The organism is Chryseobacterium barbadense, assembly GCF_042849955.1.
Lineage (GTDB): Bacteria > Bacteroidota > Bacteroidia > Flavobacteriales > Weeksellaceae > Chryseobacterium.
Genome location: NZ_BAAFHL010000048.1, coordinates 1 through 19216, shown reverse-complemented (window position 1 = coordinate 19216; position 19216 = coordinate 1). Strand labels below are relative to the sequence as shown.

The 19216-nt window shown below is 36.5% G+C and carries 14 protein-coding genes and 1 pseudogene; 7 read left to right on the top strand and 8 right to left on the bottom strand.

Annotation, left to right across the window (positions count from 1 at the left end):
* Both ACGHIN_RS13855 and ACGHIN_RS13850 read right to left on the bottom strand, forming a co-directional pair.
* Positions 1–886: pseudogene (locus ACGHIN_RS13855) on the bottom strand (TonB-dependent receptor); the annotation flags it as partial.
* Between the two features lie 82 nt (positions 887–968).
* On the bottom strand, positions 969–3932 hold the full coding sequence (locus ACGHIN_RS13850) for a tetratricopeptide repeat protein (protein WP_390454627.1): 2964 nt from the start codon (positions 3930–3932) through the stop codon (positions 969–971).
* A gap of 197 nt (positions 3933–4129) precedes the next feature.
* On the opposite strand from ACGHIN_RS13850, the gene ACGHIN_RS13845 reads away from it, so the two are divergent.
* Positions 4130–5809 (top strand): amino acid permease, encoded by a 1680-nt coding sequence (locus ACGHIN_RS13845; protein WP_390454624.1) that lies wholly within the window; start codon positions 4130–4132, stop codon positions 5807–5809.
* Positions 5810–5929: 120 nt separating this feature from the next.
* Positions 5930–6244, top strand: coding sequence for an Mpo1-like protein (locus tag ACGHIN_RS13840; protein WP_390454621.1), 315 nt, complete (start codon positions 5930–5932; stop codon positions 6242–6244).
* An 89-nt stretch (positions 6245–6333) separates the two neighbouring features.
* Here the strand turns inward: ACGHIN_RS13840 and ACGHIN_RS13835 are convergent, their stop codons facing one another.
* Positions 6334–8358 carry a DUF3857 domain-containing protein gene (locus ACGHIN_RS13835; RefSeq protein WP_390454618.1) on the bottom strand — a complete coding sequence of 675 codons (2025 nt, stop codon included), beginning with the start codon at positions 8356–8358 and terminating at the stop codon, positions 6334–6336.
* A 150-nt stretch (positions 8359–8508) separates the two neighbouring features.
* Here ACGHIN_RS13835 and ACGHIN_RS13830 point away from each other — a divergent pair, with 150 nt between their 5' ends.
* The gene (locus tag ACGHIN_RS13830; protein ID WP_390454616.1) at positions 8509–8856 is read left to right on the top strand and encodes a DUF4377 domain-containing protein; all 348 of its coding nucleotides are present in this window, start codon (positions 8509–8511) and stop codon (positions 8854–8856) included.
* A gap of 31 nt (positions 8857–8887) precedes the next feature.
* Here ACGHIN_RS13830 and ACGHIN_RS13825 read toward each other — a convergent pair whose 3' ends face one another.
* Together ACGHIN_RS13825 and ACGHIN_RS13820 are read right to left on the bottom strand one after the other, a co-directional pair.
* Complete coding sequence (locus ACGHIN_RS13825; RefSeq protein ID WP_123261773.1) at positions 8888–9829, bottom strand: SPFH domain-containing protein; 942 nt, start codon at positions 9827–9829, stop codon at positions 8888–8890.
* Positions 9830–9900: 71 nt separating this feature from the next.
* Complete coding sequence (locus ACGHIN_RS13820; RefSeq protein ID WP_390454630.1) at positions 9901–11256, bottom strand: deoxyguanosinetriphosphate triphosphohydrolase; 1356 nt, start codon at positions 11254–11256, stop codon at positions 9901–9903.
* A 153-nt stretch (positions 11257–11409) separates the two neighbouring features.
* Between ACGHIN_RS13820 and ACGHIN_RS13815 the strand changes: the two genes are divergently transcribed.
* Positions 11410–11952 carry a hypothetical protein gene (locus ACGHIN_RS13815; protein WP_390454613.1) on the top strand — a complete coding sequence of 181 codons (543 nt, stop codon included), beginning with the start codon at positions 11410–11412 and terminating at the stop codon, positions 11950–11952.
* A gap of 57 nt (positions 11953–12009) precedes the next feature.
* Positions 12010–12744 (top strand): DNA-formamidopyrimidine glycosylase family protein, encoded by a 735-nt coding sequence (locus tag ACGHIN_RS13810; protein WP_390454610.1) that lies wholly within the window; start codon positions 12010–12012, stop codon positions 12742–12744.
* A gap of 2 nt (positions 12745–12746) precedes the next feature.
* Here ACGHIN_RS13810 and ACGHIN_RS13805 read toward each other — a convergent pair whose 3' ends face one another.
* Entirely contained in the window at positions 12747–13082 is a 336-nt protein-coding gene (locus ACGHIN_RS13805) for a DMT family transporter (protein WP_390454608.1), read from the bottom strand.
* Between the two features lie 746 nt (positions 13083–13828).
* On the opposite strand from ACGHIN_RS13805, the gene ACGHIN_RS13800 reads away from it, so the two are divergent.
* Both ACGHIN_RS13800 and ACGHIN_RS13795 read left to right on the top strand, forming a co-directional pair.
* A complete protein-coding gene (locus ACGHIN_RS13800) occupies positions 13829–14548 on the top strand; it encodes an AAA family ATPase (protein ID WP_390454605.1) in 720 nt (239 codons plus the stop codon).
* The gene (locus ACGHIN_RS13795; protein ID WP_390454602.1) at positions 14545–14910 is read left to right on the top strand and encodes a hypothetical protein; all 366 of its coding nucleotides are present in this window, start codon (positions 14545–14547) and stop codon (positions 14908–14910) included. Before ACGHIN_RS13800 ends, ACGHIN_RS13795 begins: the two co-directional genes overlap by 4 nt.
* 98 nt (positions 14911–15008) lie before the next feature.
* Here ACGHIN_RS13795 and gcvP read toward each other — a convergent pair whose 3' ends face one another.
* Entirely contained in the window at positions 15009–17867 is a 2859-nt protein-coding gene (gene gcvP, locus ACGHIN_RS13790) for an aminomethyl-transferring glycine dehydrogenase (protein ID WP_390454599.1), read from the bottom strand.
* Between the two features lie 421 nt (positions 17868–18288).
* The gene (locus ACGHIN_RS13785) at positions 18289–18936 is read right to left on the bottom strand and encodes a J domain-containing protein (protein WP_390454596.1); all 648 of its coding nucleotides are present in this window, start codon (positions 18934–18936) and stop codon (positions 18289–18291) included.
* Between the last annotated feature and the right edge of the window lie 280 nt (positions 18937–19216).

Genomic DNA, 19216 nt, shown 5'->3' with positions numbered 1-19216 from the left:
TTTCTCCTTTCGCAAAAGTAACTTTCGGAGATAAGCTTGTATTGAAAAAATTAGCAGAATTCCTGTCTCTGATGGCAAAATCTGTTTTCACGGTTTCTAATCCAACTCCCAAATCTGCATTTAAAACCACATCTGATTTCCCTATTTCAACAGCGTGCTTTGAAAAATTGGCTAAAATGGAAGCCTGATTTTCCTGAGCGTCAAAATGATCTTTCAGAAATGAAGATTTTACCCTTACGTCATTTAAAATTTCGTTAGAATAAAAATCATAGTATCCGTTTACTTTAAACTGATTGACCTTTTGTTTCAAATCAACATCAGAAGCTGGTTCTAAGGCATAAATTCCGTAATAGTTATAATTATTTAACCCATATTCTGCATTGGCATTGAATTTCCCTTTTTCTCCATACGCATTTAAAAATGCACCCAATGTTGCAGAATTTTGTTTGGAATCCCATGCATAATCCTTTTTTAAACCGTTTGTAGAAAGTACGTGAACATCCGCTCCTACTTCAAGCTTATTTTCCAACGTCGTAGAAATGTTAGCATCTGCAAGGATTTTCCCGTAATTCCCCATTCCGAACTGGAAATAGTTGTTTTGGGCCGTTGCATCAAATTTCGGAGTCACATCTTCCCCCTGAATCGTGGATGTTTTGAAATCGGAAACTGCAGGTACATCGGTGATATTATATCTTACAGGATTCTGAGATTTTTCTTCCGGCGGATAATTCTTAATGGTCTCCACAGAAGTCTTTTTCTTTTCGATCTTTTTAACTTCCGGTTCTCTTTTTTTATTAAGAATCAGTTTTTCTTCCTTGATCTGGGAGAACGCCAATGACGAAGCTCCTAAAAATAGTATGGATAATAATTGAATTCTTCTGTTCATTATTTTTTGTATTTATGTATTAAAGTAAAATGTATTAATGAGAATTTTCATGAATACTTTTTACAGGAATACGACAGTACATTTACTTTTTAATTTGTTTCTTCACTTCTTTAGCCTCTGCAACAATTTCCGGGAAATCCTGGTAATTGGCGATAATCTGGTCACAGGTATAACTTGCCTGATAATTATCTTTTAATCCGATATAGTTTTTAGCCATTAATACCAATGCTTTCGCACCCCAATATTCTTCCGAAGCATAGTTATTGGCCAGTTTAAAGATGGTTTCGTTAGAAGATTTGAATGCTTTCCCTTTATTTTGATAATAGGCTTTTGCATATAAAGCTTCTGCTGCTACTTCCGTATTGGAAGATTTTTCCAGGGAAGCGTAAGCTGTTTGGGCATCTTTATCTTTTCCGGAATTCATCAGGCTTCTTGCTTTGATCACTTTCGCCGTTTCAATGACTGCGGCGGAGTTTTTATTGTTGGCAATAACCGCATCTGCTAATTTTTCAGCTTCAGAGAAATTTTTCTCTTCCGCATACATCTTCATCAGCTCTACATTCGCATAGTTTCTGATGCTTACATTAGAAGAATTTCTGATATTTTCCAGGTATTTTTTAGCTTCCGCACTATTGCCCTGCGCTACATATATCTGTGCGATACGGGTTTGTGCATCATCCTGATAATCATTCTGAACATTGGCTACTTCCTGCAATACCAATAATGCTTTGGTTGCATTGTTGGTTTGATAATAGCTTTCCCCTAACTCATACTTAGCCTGGTAAAGCCCCTCTCCTGTCGGATTTTGCGTCAAATACTTTTCGTAATAAGAAATTGCACTCTTATAATCTTTCTTCGCAAAATATTGTTTTCCTGTAGAAAGGTTGATTTCATCAATTTCAGCAGCATCTACATTCACACCAATGTTTCTGGCAAAACTTTCATATCCGGCTACATCACCGTTTTTCGTGAAGATCGGTTTCGCAGCCTGAACAATTTTCTCTGCGTACGGGGTGTTCTTATATTGTTCACCTAATGATGTCAGCTCAGAAAGTGCTTTATCACTCTGGTTCATATCAATATAATTCTGTGCTCTATAAATAGAAGCGTTGGCGATCAGATCTTTGTCGGCTGAAGATTTAATAACTTTGGCAAAAGAATCATTCGAATTAGCAAAATCATCCTGCGCCGCATAAGCGGTTCCCATTTCATATTGGGCATCATCATAATATTCCGAATCCGGATATTTGGACAATAATGTTTTCAAGCTGTTGATCTTCGCCTGGGTATCTCCTTTAAAGCCTAAAGCCATTGCTTTTTGGTATAAGGTATAATCCGTTGCATCTTCATTCTTATCATAAATAGCAATCGCTTCATTCAGGTCATTATTGGCATAATGAATATCTGCTAAACGAAGCTCCGCATCATTTTTAAATTCAGGTTTAGGATTAGCTAAATATTGTCTGAAGTATTTTTCAGCCTGATCAAACTTTTTAGATTTGAAGTACGCATACCCCAAATCATAAGGCAATTGTTGCTTTTCAGGAAAGTTCTCATTGAGAAGCTTTTCATAACGTACAATAGCAGAAGGATAATTTCCTTTCTGATAATATACCTGACCCAGCCAGTATAAAGCTCTGCTGTTAAATTCTTTATTAATATCAAATTCTAAACTTCTTAGGAAATATTTCTCGGCTTCATCATAATTCCCTTTGTTGAATTCTTCCGTCCCTAGTAAATATGACACTTCCTGATCCACCTTATCAATATCCGGCGAAGAATCCTGAAGCTTATCGATTGCATTCAGGGTTTCTTTATAATTTCCTGAATACAGGTATGATTTCACCAACAATGATCTCATTTCAGGAGTATTCGGGTCATTTTGATTCTCGTTGATATAATTCTGAAGAACCGTTGAAGCACTTTCAAACGGGTTACCGATGTCATAACTCAATTTTGCGTATTGTTCATGAGCCAACTTCTTCACTTTGGCATCATAATCCATCTGGTACGACGAGCGAAACGCTGAAAGAGCTTCCTGTTTTTTATCAACAGCCAGATAAGCATTTCCTAATTGATAGTATGCATTTTGCGCTAATGCTGAATTACTGTTAATCAATTGGTTATAATAGGAAACCGCCTCGTCATATTTCTTAAGCTGAGCAGCTACAAATCCCATTTCATAAAGATCATTTTCAGAAGGATTTTGCTGAACACTCAGATAATCTTTCAAATGAGGATATGCTGAAGCATAATCTTTTTTCATAAAGTAGCTTTCACCAATGATCTTATGGACTTCCGCTTTATAAGAATCAGAAATATCTTCATTCAACAAAGCATTTCCTTCAGAAATGGCTCTATCATAATCCTTATCATTATAATACATCTGTACGTAATACGGACGTACCAACTTTGAATATTTCTCCTGATCTTTAACAGAATCAAAATACTGGAACGCTTTATCGTTTTGCCTGTTCGTATAATATAAATGTCCTAACATATAGGCAATATCCCCTTTCTGAGATTCGTCGGCTGTTTTGTAAGCTTCCTCCAACGCATCTGTGGCTCCTTTGGAATCCCCCATCATAAATTTAGCATATCCCAGCTTCAGAATATATTGGGTGTTTTCTTCTTTGGAAAGCTGATATTGGTTTACTTTCTTTAAAGTTTCCAGCGCTTTTTCAAAATCCTTTTTAGCCAGGTAATAATCTGCCAGGGGCATATGGGCCTGGGCAAAATAAGCAGAATTCGGGTACTCCTTCATAAAGGCGGCCAATCCTTCTTCAGCATGATTTTTCTGAAGGATCACTCCTATTACATTATCAAAAAACTGCGCGGCTTCCTTTTTCGATTGAGACAAGTGCTGATTGTAAAAATACTGCCTTGCATATTCGTATTGAGAAGCGTTGTATATTTTGGTCTGATAAAGGTTTTCGGCTAAACTGAATCTGTATTTTTCCTTCTGGGCGAAGTATTGGGACTGCTGAGCCTCGGAAATTCCGTAATAAAAAACAGCAGCAGCCAAAAGTATTTTTTTTGATTTCATTCTTTTGAATAAAAAAATTAGTCTATTATATCAACGAAAGTATTGAAAACTTATTGTTTAAACAAGCTTTGACGGGGATTCTGCTCCGTTATTTCTAAATTTTATGAATTAGTTAACATTTTTTTAATTAAATCATTACATTTGTTTTTTACTAATAGTGTTTAAGTATTAAAAAAGATTAACAAAAAAACGAACGAATGTCTTCAAATATTTTCAGGAAAAAGTCAATTTCAACTATATTACAACAAGGTGGCGATGGAGAAGACCATGGAGGACTCAGCAAAGTGCTTAATGTAAGAGATTTAACTTTTTTCGGAATAGCAGCCGTGATTGGCGGCGGAACTTTCAGCGCTATTGGTAATGCCTGTTTCCAAGGTGGCCCCGGTGTTGTTCTGCTGTATGTGATTTGTGCGATAGCATGTGGATTTACAGCTCTTTGCTATGCAGAATTCGCATCCCGTGTTCCTGTTTCCGGAAGTGCTTATACCTATGCTTATGTTTCTTTCGGGGAGCTTTTTGCATGGATCATCGGTTGGGCTCTTATCATGGAATATTCCATAGGAAATATTTATATAGCTTTTTCGTGGAGCGGATATTTCACCAATCTTCTCGGAACATTCGGAATCCATTTACCGGAATGGATGACAATCAATTATCATGAAGCCCATACTGTATTTACATCTCAAAATCCCGATGTAAACAGTGAAGGATATAAAGCCTGGGCCACCGCACCTATGATTGGAAACCTGAAATTGGTTTTTGACCTGCCTGCTTTTTTAATTAATGTCATTATTACCTATTTGGTTTACAGAGGAGCCAAAGAATCTAAAAACCTTAGCAATGCTATGGTTATTATCAAGCTTGCCATCATTGCCTTGGTCATCATCGTGGGTTGCTTTTATGTGGATATTGATAACTGGACTCCTTTTATGCCCAACGGTTTTGGAGGGGTTATGGCTGGAGTTTCTGCTGTTTTTTATGCCTACATAGGATTTGATGCCGTCTCTACTCTCGCAGAAGAGAGCAAAAACCCACAAAAAGATCTCCCTAAAGGAATGATCTATTCATTAATAATATGTACTGTTATTTATATTATCATGGCTTTGGTTTTAACAGGAATGGTTTCCTATACACTTTTAGGTGTAAGTGATCCTCTTGCAGAAATTTTTGCCATCAAAGGGGTAAAATGGATGCTTTTCATTGTTTCTATTGCGGCTGTTGTGGCTATGACGAGTGTTCTTCTGGTTTTCCAGATGGGACAGCCGAGAATCTGGATGACGATGAGCCGTGACGGTTTAATGCCTAAAAAATTTGCGGAAATTCACCCGAAATACAAAACGCCAAGCTTTGCTACCATTATTACAGGGTTGGTTGTAGGATTACCTATATTTTTCACTGATGAGAAGCTTGTGTTAGATTTCACCAGTATCGGGACTTTATTTGCCTTTGTGCTTGTTTGTGGTGGTGTTTTGGTATTAACAAGCAAAAAAGAAGAGTCTGATGAACCTACCAGAGGGAAATTCAGAGTTCCCTATATCAATGCAAAATTTATACTTCCTGTATTATACATTCTTTCATTAGTATTAATCAATTATTTATTCCCTGGCTATTTTAAAAGTCTATTTGATTTCAGTGATGGAAAAATAGAGACCAATCTTCCACTTATCATTTTCTATGTGGCTTGTTTTGTCCTTTCTATTTTGGCATTTATCAAAAACTATTCATTAATTCCTTTGTTAGGTCTGGTTTCCTGTCTTTATCTTCTTACCGGGATGACGGCTTCCAACTGGGCTTGGTTCTTCTGCTGGCTTTTGGTAGGCCTTGTCATCTATTTCCTTTACGGATATAAGAATAGTAAACTCAGAAGCTTAAAATAAATACAAAATAAAAAAGGCAAAAATGTAAATACATTTTTGCCTTTTTTATTTTAAGCATTCTTACCCAAATTGGCGGAATTATTGCTTTCAACTTTTTAGAAACTTTAAACTAATCATACCATGTCTGAAAGAATAAAAACATACAACGAATTTTATCAGTTTTATCTTACCGAACACCGTAAAACAGGAACGAGAATTTTTCATTTTATAGGAACCCTGCTCGTTTTTGTAGTAATAGGGTACGTCATCAGCTCAGGAAAAGAACGGTTTTTATGGTATATTCCTATTGTAGGATATGGATTTGCCTGGTTCAGCCATGCTCTGATCGAAAAGAATAAACCTGCAACGTTTAAATATCCTTTATGGTCACTAATTTCAGATTTCAGGCTGTTTTTTGAACTGATGATCGGAAAGCAGAAGTTTTATGGAAATTAACCTTAACTGCATAAGTCACAAAAGATTTTCCGGCAATATGTTCTTATAATAATTTCGGGCGGGTGCAAAGCACCCGCCCGAAATTATTCTTAATTATTAAAGCGTTTCTTAAAGCTGAACTTAAGCCGGTTCATCAATCCCGGTTCAATAATGTCAATTCCTAACCCGAAATTACTGTCTGCAACCGTGTGATGTGCGGTCCGGAAATCTTCAAATTCAGAGGGTGGAATTTCCAGATTCACCAAAGGCTGATAATCTATAAAAACAGTTGCTCCGTTTTTGGCGATCTTCTTACGGCTGGTGTATTCAAAATACGGATTTTTAATGGTGCTTTCCTGAGCGGTATACTTTTCATCAGTATCTATTTTCTGATCGGTATACAGCTGGATCTCGTATTTTTCACTGTCGAAATTATGCCAGAAAGGCAAATCCTTGTGCATGAAATCTCTTGCGCTTGCCTTCACTACATTACGGTCAAAATACATCAGGAAACGATTATTTTTCGCATCAACGTAATATGGATTTTCAACGGTTGCCTGGTACTGGATTTTAAATTCATTAAGCTTTTTATCATCGCTTACAATATCAATAATAGCATCTTTAAAGATATTCCTTACGTCTGTTCCATTTCTGTCATTAGAATAATTCAGGCTGTAGAACAGAAAATTATTCCAACTGTCCACCACTTCCCTTTTATTCGTGTTTTTAAAATACCTTCGCATCGCATTGGCCCGGTTGCCTTTATAAGTAGTAACTAATTTCAGGTTCCCTTTGCTATCCTGAGCATGGAATTCCACTTTCTCGTCAATACAGTAATAAGGGAATTTATATGCTTTTCTTTCCTGTAAGTCCTGGTTGCGCTTCACTTCAAGATAATGCATGAAATAGATAAATCCTCTGTTTTCAATCAGCCCGAATTCATCACGGACAGTAGCATCAATAAAATATGTTTCTCCTTTATGATTGATTTTCACAATTACGTGGTTGAAGCTCAATAAAGAAGGCAGGTAATATTTAATATAAAAATCCGTATGGAAATTTACCAGAACGATAGAAGAGTCAACCCCGATATAATCCAGGATCACTTTTAGCAGAACCGATTTGGCTTTACAGTCTCCCTGTTTATTCTCATAAGTGACCGCCGGCTCCTGTGGCTTATGTCCGTTCATTTCATCCGCATTGAAGATGTAATAAATATGATTCTGAACATATTCAATGGCAAACTGAAGCTTCTCATCCGGATCTGTAATGGCATCCAGTTTTTCAACGAGATTCGGAGCAAACTCCTTTAAAGAGACTTTATTGAAAATCTCTTCATAAATCGGAGCAATATAGTTGGATAAATCTTTCCAGTTACTTTCGGTAGCAAAATCTATAAAAGGAAAAATCTCACGATTGGCATCTACCGGATTGATGTAATTTTCTTCATCAATAACAAACCGTTCTCCTTTTCTCAGGTAACTGATCTCAGGCTCCAGAACATTCCCCTGTTCGTCCCTGAAGAATGTTTTCTTATAAGCAATCGTTTCATTACGTTCATTGATAAAGGTAAATCTGAAATTTCCGTAAGCCCAATAATTATCAGGGCTTACCCATACATATTTAGAAAACTCTTTTCTCAAAAAATCACGGTCTGTAAAGGTTTTCACACGGGTATCTTCCAGAATCAGAATATCATAGAGCCTTAAATCTTTTATCGTGATATTGATTTTCTTGGTACTGCTTAAAATTCCGCCGCTACTCTGGTTTTCATTATCTAAAACCTTAATTTTGGTATCGGGAATTTTATCAATTAAAATACCATCTCTCAAAACGCTGATTCTGTGAATGTTGTATATTTCATTTTCTTCAACAACAACATCCGTTACAGAAGCTCTTTCAAGATTGGAAGGTTCATTAAGCGTATAAGCCATACAAACATATTCCTTATTTTCCGTATTGCTTGTATGATAAATTTTATCAAGAAAATAGCAATAGTCTCTTCCGTCCTTCATCTGGCTGTTTGAGAAGTCAGATTCTTTTATTCTACTTTTCAGCTGTTCATCGTCCATACTTCCCGCCCATATTTCCGGTTGCTGGATCCTGTAATTTTCAAATGGCATCGGATTCTCCATATTATATTACTTTGTGGTTTTGGTAAAAAGTTAAGGGGTTTAAATTAGCTAATTAAAAAGTAAAAAACAAGAGTAGATTAACGACAGTGTATATTTTGCTCACGTAGAGTTCGGCACGGTAATTGCCGCCTAAGAGATAAAATCAGAATTATGAAAAGTATCCAAACACTTTTAAAAGGGTCTGTCTTTGCCTTATTTTTTTTGACAATTGCGCAATGTACGGCTTCTGCCCATGCGACTAACGGAGATGAAAAAACATTTATTATAGGTCCTGAAACAGCAGACTGTACAGGGGTTGCTCCTATGAAATGTCTTCAGGTAAAAGAAAAGCAGGAAGATAACTGGACCAATTTCTACAGCAATATTGAAGGTTTCACCTATGAGCCGGGATATGAATATGTTTTAAAGGTAAAAACCGAAAAAATTGCCAATCCGCCGGCAGACGCTTCCTCCATTAAGTATACTTTGATCAAGCAGGTTTCCAAAACCAAGAAATAAATAAAAACTCCCGAAATCCGGGAGTTTTTATTTAATGTTCATGTTCTTTTGTTGGAGGCGGATAATTTCCTTTAGTAACTTCTCCCACCGTATTCGCCGTTGTCATGGCAACAACCAGGTCATTCAACATATTGCTTGCCGCTGTTGGCGAATTCGGCAACAGGACAAGATTACTTCTGTTACTGGCCCCTACGGAATGTAAGGTATCATAGTGTTGTGTAACAACGATCAATGCAGAAGCTTCATGAGAATTGATATCTACATTATTCAGCATTCTCACAGATTCTTCAAGACCTTTGGCAATCTCTCTCCTTTGATCTGCAATACCCTGACCTTGTAATTTTTTAGATTCAGCTTCTGCTTTTGCCACTGCAACAATTCTGATTCTCTGTGCTTCAGATTCATATTCTGCGGCAGTTTTTTCTCTTTCAGCGGCATTGATCCTGTTCATGGCATGTTTTACCTGCTCATCCGGGTCAATATCCGTTACCAATGCTTTAATGATATCATATCCATAACTTTGCATGGCTTCCTGCAATTCCCCTTTTACGGCAATGGCAATATCGTCTTTTTTCACAAAGACATCATCCAGCTTCAGTTTAGGAACTTCTGCTCTTACCACATCAAAAACATAAGACGTAATTTGGTTTTCCGGATTTTCCAAACGGTAATAAGCATCTCCGACCTGGGTTCTGATCACCTGGTACTGAACAGAAATCTTCATTTTAATGAAAACGTTATCCAAGGTTTTTGTATCGATCATCACATCCAGCTGCTGAATTCTAAGATTTAATCTTTTGGCAATCTGATCGATGATCGGAATTTTGAGGTGAAGCCCGGAATGTCTTACGGACTGGAATTTTCCGAAACGTTCAATAATAGCAGCGGTTTCCTGCTTCACTACAAAGAATGAGGCAAAAAGAATAATTAGGCCGAAAAAAATAAGCGGAGCTAATAAAAAAGGGAAATTCATAGTTTAATATTTTTTTGAATAAGTCGCAGTAACTTATGTTTTGTTATAAATATACCACATTATTTTCAATATTAAACGGTCATTCCTATATCAATTCCCTTTATTTTTCTGTAAAGATCAGTGGCATAGTTATCTGTCATCCCTGAAACAAAGTCAATAACACCCAATACTCTCTGATAATCTGTACCCTCTTCATAGACGAATTGTTTAGGAAGAAGTTTTAAGGCCATCTTATCATAAGATTTTCTTTCCTCTTTTGATTTCAGGATGGATGGGATAAAATGATCCAATAACTCATACATTACATTATACCCTGCATTCTCAATCTCAACCACAGCTTTATGGTTATAGATCTTTTCAATGGAGAAGCTTTCGATATCCTGTAATGTTTTATTTTCGGATTTATATATATCCAGTAATGCTTTATCTAAATTCCCTTCAAGTATCTTGGTGAAATACTGTTTGTATAATGCAATGGATTTATTGATCAAAGCATTAATTACTTTTGCTCTCAGATAAGAAATCTTTTCGTTATCATTTCCGATAGAATCCAATTTTCTTTTCACCCTGTCTACATCATCGGTCTCAGATTTTACCAACTCAAAAAACAGGTTTTTGCAGTCTGCGGTGGATACAATACCCAGTCTGTGGGCATCTTCCATATCGATAATATTATAGCAAATATCGTCTGCTGCTTCTACCAGCCAGACAAACGGGTGTCTTTTGAAAATATGGGGCTCTTCACTTTCAGAAATCAGTTGGGTTCCTTTGGCAATATCTAAAAATGTCTCTTTTTCATTCTGGAAAAACCCGAATTTCTTTCTGTGAATGATTCCTTTTTTTTTGGCAATAGCTTCACACGGATATTTGGCAATACTGGCCAATGTGGTCATTGTAAGCTGAACTCCGCCTTCATCTTTTCCCTGCTGCTGGTGCGTTAAAACCCTGATTGCATTTGCATTTCCTTCAAAGTTCACCAGATCTGCCCATTCTTTCTCAGAAAATTTAGGTTTCAGGTCTTTTTCATTTTTTTCAAAATAGCTTGCAATGGCATCTTCTCCGGAATGTCCAAAAGCCGGATTTCCGACATCATGACATAGACAGGCAGCAGCAATGACGTTTCCAAGATTGTGAAGATAAAAATTCTTTGAATCTTCCGTAAGATCATTCTGAAAGCTTTCAAAAACAAACTCTCCTATGATGCTTCCCAAACTTCTTCCCACTGATGAAACTTCCAGAGAATGCGTTAAGCGGTTATGGACAAAAACACTTCCGGGAAGTGGAAAAACCTGTGTTTTATTCTGAAGCCTCCTAAATGCGGACGAGAAGATGATCCTGTCAAAATCTCTCTGAAAATCCGTTCTTGAAGCTTTAGTATGAGGGTTGTTTCCTGTACGCTGATTGGTATAAATCCGGTTTAAATTCATCATTTTTCAAAATTACTTCAAATTTTATTTGTAGTAAAGAAATCCATTATTTTTTTCAAAAAAAGACCGTATTAAAAGCGGTATGCATCCGTAAAAACCCTTGAAGAACTTTACTGTTCTTACCTTAACTTAGTTCAATAAAAAACGAAAACCATGTCTGAATTATTAAAACAAATACTGGGTAGCACCATCACCACCACTCTGATTACCTCTGTTATTGTTTATTTCTTCCATAAAAGAACCGAAAAACAGAATGCTCTTATCAAAAGGGAATTTGAAAAACTCTCCCAAAAAGACAACGCTCATTTTGAGTGGAGAAAAAACACGGTGGAGTTACTGGGACAGGTTTACATTCATCTTAACCGTACTTCTTTGGGCTTTAAGAATACCTATTCCAAACTAAAAAAATATGATCCTTTTTATGAAAATGAGATTATGTACCATTCCAATAAGCATATCCGGGATGTACTGATCAGTAACGGGCATTATCTGCCGCCGGACTTGCTGGATGAAGCTACAAAACTCATTGAACATTTTGATGCGTGGCTAACGAAATATAACCAGGTACGAACCATAGAAAAAAATGATCAGATAAAACAAATTTATGTAGGTCCGGATGGATTCCGTTTTCCTGAAAATGCAGAAAAAATGTTCAAGGATAAATATGTAGAGATGTTCAACAGTTTGCATGAATGACCTTTTCCTGCTTTTTCAATGGCAGCATTCTTGCTTTGGATTACCTAAATTCTTTTTATGCCGGAAGGTCCATCCATACTATTGATGAAAGAAAGTCTGCAAAAATTTACAGGTGAAAAAATCATTGATGCTTCCGGAAATGCCCAGTTTGATAAGGAGCCTTTACAAGGAAAGATCTTACTTAAAATCCGAATTTTTGGAAAACAGACTTATCTGGTTTTTGATGAATTCTGTATAAGAATCCATCTGCTTATGTTTGGTTCTTATAGTGTGGATGAACAGACAAAACCCGATCAAAGCCTTCGTTTGGCCCTGAAATTCAAAAACGGAAGTTTTTATTTTTATACCTGCTCCGTAAAAGCCCTTGCTCTTAAGCATTTATCTCAAATTGATTGGGAAACAGATGTTTTAAGTGATCTGTGGAACCCTCAAAAGGCAGAGAAGAAATTAAAAGCCAAACCTCAGATGATGGTTTGTGATGCATTATTGGATCAGGATATTTTTTCAGGAATCGGGAATATCATAAAAAATGAAGTACTGTTCAGAATCGGAGTACAGCCCGAAAGCCTGGTTGGAAATTTACCTTCAAAGAAACTGAAAGAACTAATTAAGGAAGCCAGAAACTACAGCTTCGATTTTTTGGAATGGAAAAGGGAATTCGTCCTGAAAAAACACTGGCTGGCTCATACTAAAACAACTTGCCCAAAATGTGGGCAAAAGCTCATTAAAAAATATACAGGTCTTGGTAAGAGACGAAGTTTTTATTGCGAGAAAGATCAGAAGCTGTATTAATCCTAATGCGTTCCCATTTTAGAAAAGAGGTTAATAACCATCACCCCAATAATAATTAAAACAATTCCCATAACAGCAGGCCAGTCCGGAACCTGCTTAAAAGCAATGATTCCTATAATTGTAATGCAGACAATTCCCACTCCGGACCAAATTGCATAGGTAATTCCTACCGGAATCTGGCGAAGTGTAAGACTTAGACAATAAAAAGCGGCTGAATACCCTATGACTGTAACTACAGACGGCACCAGCTTTGTAAACCCTTCGGATTTTTTCAGAAAAGTAGTGGCTATGATTTCAAAAACAATAGCCAACATCAGATACATATAACTTCTTCCCATACTTGCTTCTTCTTTATGGCAAAATTAGTAAATCCATTATTAAAGATTTTGTTCATATAGCTATAAAATTCTGATTAAAAGCGTTTAAAAACGAACTTCTTATCAAAGAAATCACTTAGTGTTGAAATTTATACGTCTCAAAAACGCTCTTTTCACAACTGTTATGCACCTCATTCTTTCTATTTTGTTTTGTCAGGTTCACTATAGAAGCCTTCAAAAGCTTGTGAATTTTTTAATTTTTTAAACAAAACATAATTAAACCAACAATAAATTCACAATAATATATTAAATAAATATAAACTAAAAGTTACTTAAATTTAACACAAACATCCATAAACAACTGATATACATCATGATTTTAGACTTGCAATATCAATTTAAAGTCGTAACTTTGCATTATCAAATTAACAAAAATAAACAAATAAATTAAAAATTAAGCAAAATGGTAACTTACATCGGAATTGCAACATGTTTAGTAGTAGTCGCTTCTTATTTCGCAACTGTTAGAAGAGAAAACACTAACTAAAATTTTCAGAACTGAATTGTATTGTTTATGTTTTTTAATCTGAATACTCAGATTGCTGCTCTTTTACTCATCGGGAGTAAAAGGGCCCAAAAACATAAAAACACCGTTTATTAAAAACGTAACAAATTTTAATATTATATTAGTCTAGCCGAACTTGAAGTTCGGCTTTTCTTTTTACTTTTCAGAAAATTTTATCTTTGCAATCATTAATTTTTGAATCATGAATCTGTACAATCTTATTATCCAGGACAAAGAAGAGGTAACGCTGAATGATGTTTTTCTAGATCCGGCCAACAAGGAACAGTTTGTACAGCTCATTAAAGAACATACCTATATCAAAGAACTTCAGGAATACGGGCTTCCTGTCAACAATAAAGTTCTTCTTCAGGGTAGCTCAGGTTGTGGAAAGACCATGACCGCCAAAGCCATTGCGAGTGCTTTAGGGAAAAGCATCATCATCCTTAATTTAAGCAATATTGTTTCTTCCCGAATCGGAGAAACCTCCCAGAACATCAAAATGATCTTCGATAAAGCGGGCCGTGAAAGATCTGTGCTTTTCCTTGACGAACTGGACCAAATCGGGAAAGCAAGAGGAAGTGACGATAAAGATGTGGGCGAAATGAGAAGATTAGTGAATACTTTGCTTCAACTGATCGATTATTATCCTGAAAATGCTCTTTTGCTTTGTGCTACCAATCATCCTGAAATTATTGATACGGCTTTGATCAGACGTTTTCAATTGAAAATTAATTATGAAATGCCTTCCAAAGAGTTTCTGGATCAGTATTATGATAATTTGTTGTCTCAATTTCCAGAGGATATGAGGAATATTGAGCGTCAATATGGGATTTCTTTTGCAGAGGCGAAGGATTATGCGTTAACGGTGGTGAAGGGGAATTTGATTAGAAAGTTGGAAGCAAAGAATGAAACTATTGCATGAAAAACTTAATCCGAATAACATCAATAATATCTTATTTTTCAATAATCCTTGTGGGACAAATGATTGGACTTCCATTTATTTTATGGTTAATTCTCACTGTTTTTGATTTTGGAAATATTGATCAATTGTTTGCCATACTTGGAGTTATTGGTATTACATTAAATTTCACAAAGTGGAAGAATAAAATTTCAGTAACAATTATTAGTTTAATATTAATGTTATCTCCTATAATAAGTAGATTAATGCAAGCTCCAATAAAAATGTTTGACTATTTAGCTTTTAAAATCCCATTTGCTGTTTTCTTAATCACATATGCTATTTTTATTATAATGAATATGATTGAAAGAAAGAAAGTTGTTTGAAGCAATTGGGAAACCTATATAAAAACCTTTTTCTCATTAATAAAAACAAAAATCCCTCTCAAAACTGAGAGGGATTTATTATATCTAAAAACTTTTAATTACATATAAGCTTCAATCGGCTCACAAGTACAAACTAAGTTTCTGTCTCCGTAAGCTTCATCTACTCTGGATACAGAAGCAAAGAATTTGTGGTCTCTCACCCACTCTAGCGGATACGCTGCTTTTTCTCTGCTGTATGGCTTATCCCAAGAATCTGAGATCACCAATTGCTCTGTGTGAGGGGCATTTTTCAATACGTTGTTGGTTGCATCTGCTTCTCCGTTAGCAATTTCATCGATTTCTTTTTTAATAGAAATTAAAGCTTCTGCAAAACGATCAATTTCTGCTTTGCTTTCAGATTCTGTAGGCTCGATCATTAATGTTCCGGCTACTGGGAAAGAAACTGTTGGAGCATGGAAACCATAATCCATTAATCTCTTCGCTACATCAGCTACTTCAATTCCTAAAGACTTGAACTGTCTGAAATCTACGATACATTCGTGAGCTACTTTTCCGTTCTCATTAGAATATAAGATTGGGAAATGCTCTGCTAATATTTCTTTTAAATAGTTGGCATTTAAGATCGCATGTTCAGTAGCTTTTTTCAAGCCTGAAGTTCCTAACATTTTAATGTAAGCGTAAGAAATATTCAAGATCAATCCTGAACCGTAAGGTGCAGCTGAAATCCCTTCAATAGCTTCTTTAGAACCAATTCTGATGTTCGCATTGGTCGGAAGGAATGGAACTAAATGTTTAGCCACACAGATTGGCCCCACTCCAGGTCCTCCTCCTCCGTGAGGAATGGCGAATGTTTTGTGAAGATTCAAGTGACAAACGTCTGCTCCAATGTTTCCAGGACTTGTATATCCCACCTGAGCATTCATGTTGGCACCGTCCATATATACCTGTCCTCCGTGTTGGTGGATCAGGTTGGTAATTTCTTTGATATTTGCATCGAAGAATCCGTAGGTAGACGGATACGTGATCATTACACAAGATAAGTTTTCAGAATGCTGTTCTGTTTTTGCTTTTAAGTCTTCGAAATCAATTTCTCCGTTCTCAAGATTTTTAACCACAACAATTTTCATCCCTGCCATTGCCGCGGAAGCCGGATTGGTTCCGTGGGCAGACTGAGGAATCAATACTACATTTCTGTGAGCTTCACCTTTTGATTTGTGGTATTCTCTGATCACCATCAATCCTGCATATTCTCCCTGAGCTCCTGAGTTAGGCTGAAGGGATGTTCCTGCAAAACCAGTGATTTCCGCTAAGTCTTTTTCAAGCTCACGAATCATTTCCTGGTAGCCTTCTGCCTGATCAACCGGTACGAAAGGGTGAACACTTCCCCAGTTATCCCAAGAAAGCGGTAACATTTGGGTTGCTGCATTAAGCTTCATCGTACAAGATCCCAAAGAGATCATAGAATGCGTTAATGACAAATCTTTTCTTTCCAGACGCTTGATATAACGCATCAATTCTGTTTCCGTATGGTATTTGTTGAATACTTCTTCCGTAAGGATTTCATCTTTTCTCAAGATATCCGCAGGAATGCTGTATCCTTCTTTGATTTCTAATTTGAAAGCCTGCTTATCTTTGAAATGGGCAAAAGAAGTCATCAAGTAATTCAGCTTCTCAAGGGTGGTACTTTCGTTGATAGCAATGCTTACCACTCCTTCCGTGAAGTAATTCAGATTGATTTTATGATCTTTCATCATTCTCATCAATCTTCCTTTTTCATCTTCGGTCATTAAAATTTTTACTGTATCGAAGATTGGTTCTTCCACCGTGTTGTACCCTAAAGCTTTAAGACCATTGTTCAAAGCGTTGGCTTTAAAGTGGATCTGATCTGCGATATAGTTCAATCCTTTCGGGCCGTGGTAAACGGCATACATTCCTGCCATTACCGCCAAAAGAACCTGAGCTGTACAGATGTTTGAAGTCGCTCTTTCTCTCTTGATGTGCTGTTCTCTGGTCTGTAAAGCCATTCTCAATGCACGTCTTCCGTACATATCCTGAGAAACCCCGATAATTCTTCCCGGGATGTCTCTCTTATACTCTTCTCTACAAGCAAAAAATGCTGCGTGAGGACCTCCGTATCCCATTGGAATACCGAATCTCTGAGTAGTACCTACTGCACAGTCAGCTCCCATGGTAGCCGGTGATTTTAATTTCACTAACGCCATCGGATCACAAGCTACAACAACTTGTAGATCAAGTTTTTTATAATCTACGATATTTTCTGTGTAATCCAGAACGATACCGTTTTTACCAGGATACTGTAATAGAACTCCGTAGTAAGAACCATCAAACTCATGCGTTTTGTGATCACCTACCACGATCTCGATTTCCAATCCTTCCGCTTTAGTTTTTAAAACAGAAACAGTTTGAGGTAAAACCAAATCGGAAACAAAGAACTTATTAGCATTCACTTTTTTCTGATCTTTCGTTCTGTTGTTAAAGAACATGTGCATCGCTTCTGCAGCAGCTGTAGATTCATCCAGTAACGAAGCATTTGCCAGTGCAAAACCTGTAAGATCACATACAACAGTCTGGAAATTAAGAAGAGCTTCTAATCTTCCCTGTGCAATTTCTGCCTGATAAGGAGTATATGCCGTATACCAGCTAGGATTTTCAAAGATGTTTCTCTGAATAGCTGATGGTAAAAGTGTATTGTAATACCCAAACCCAATATAGCTCGTAAACTCCGTATTCTTCGATGCCAATTCCTTTGAACGGATCAGCATTTGGTATTCTGAAAGAGGTTCTGAGATGTCAAGGTCTTTTTCTAAACGGATAGAGGATGGGATGGTTTGAGAAATTAACTCTTCAATACTTGAAACGCCAATTTTTTCCAACATAGCCTGTTTATCGGCTTTATTTAAGGAAATGTGACGGTTCACAAACTGTTCTGTATTCATTTTTTATATTAGATTTTGTTTGTAAAAAAGATGGGTAAAATTACAAATTTTTAAGGGATTGCACAAGAGAGGAAAATCGGCAGGAAATTGGTGAAAAAATTAAATAACTGTTTCCCTTTTTGGGTTTAAAACCATTTTCTGTGGGCTAAATTCAAGATAGATTCTGTCTTTTTCAACCATAAAAACTATCATTAAACATGCTGATTATCAGGTTTCAGATATTTTTTGAAAATTTATTAATTATATTTATTCTAAATTAATATATTTGCAGCATGAATATGATTGTTCCATTCAAAGTAGCACCATTAGCCCCTGCATACTCTGCTTCTCATGAAGAGATGTATTGTGGAAAAAAGTCTTGCTGTAAGAAATTCAAAACGGGAAAAAGATGCAAAAAATGCCCGGGAAGAAAAAAGCTGGCTTAGCTAAAGTTTTTTACCAAAAAATACAGCGCCAACGCTAACAGTATAACTGCCATCAAAATTTTCACAATTTTCGGTTGGCCATGTGGATTAGTTGCAGTTCTCGGCTGTGATTTGAACAGATCTTCCACATCATTTCTGAATTTCTCGCCATCATTTTCAAAAACTTCCGTAATGGTAATCCCCTTTACAACCGTTTTATGCAGCAATGAATTGGTGGCATGAAGTAAAAGCTGGAATTTACCATCTTTAAATTCCGTAATTTTAAAAACTCTTTCTCCATAAGGCTTTTCCAGCCCGGAAGGAAGCACTTTCACCACATCCGCATTGCTGGTCTGCCAGTTGATGATGATCTCCTCTCCTTTTTTTGCATGAATTTTATTGGAAGTAAATGTCTTAATAGATGGCGGAATGTTATACCTGAAACTTTTCTGATGATTCTCTAAATTCTGATCATACGTCCTTCTTTTGGCAGCATCGCTCAGAATCTCATACGCTTCCTGAATTTCACGGAAACGGTCAGCAAAAAAATCATCATTTTCATTTTTATCGGGATGATATTTTAAGGAAAGCTTTCGATACGCTTTTTTGATGTCTTCTTCTGAAGCATCCTGAGAAATCCCTAGAAAATAGTAGTAATCTTTCATGTAACTATGCAAAAATAAGGATTTATTTTCCGAATAGACGGGTTTCAATATCAAAATATCGTTGTCATTCTGAGCGCAGCGAAGAATCTCAAAATGAGCCAGCTTAGATTACTACGGAATGACAAATAAGATCAAGACGGTGAAGTGAGATTCTTCGCTGCGCTCAGAATGACAGAATGGAAAGACTGAATAAAAAAGTTCCGGGGCGGGGGGGTGGGCGTACCGCCGCCCGCCCCAAAAAATTAATATTTTTTTATTAAAAGTTTAATATACTGCGTAT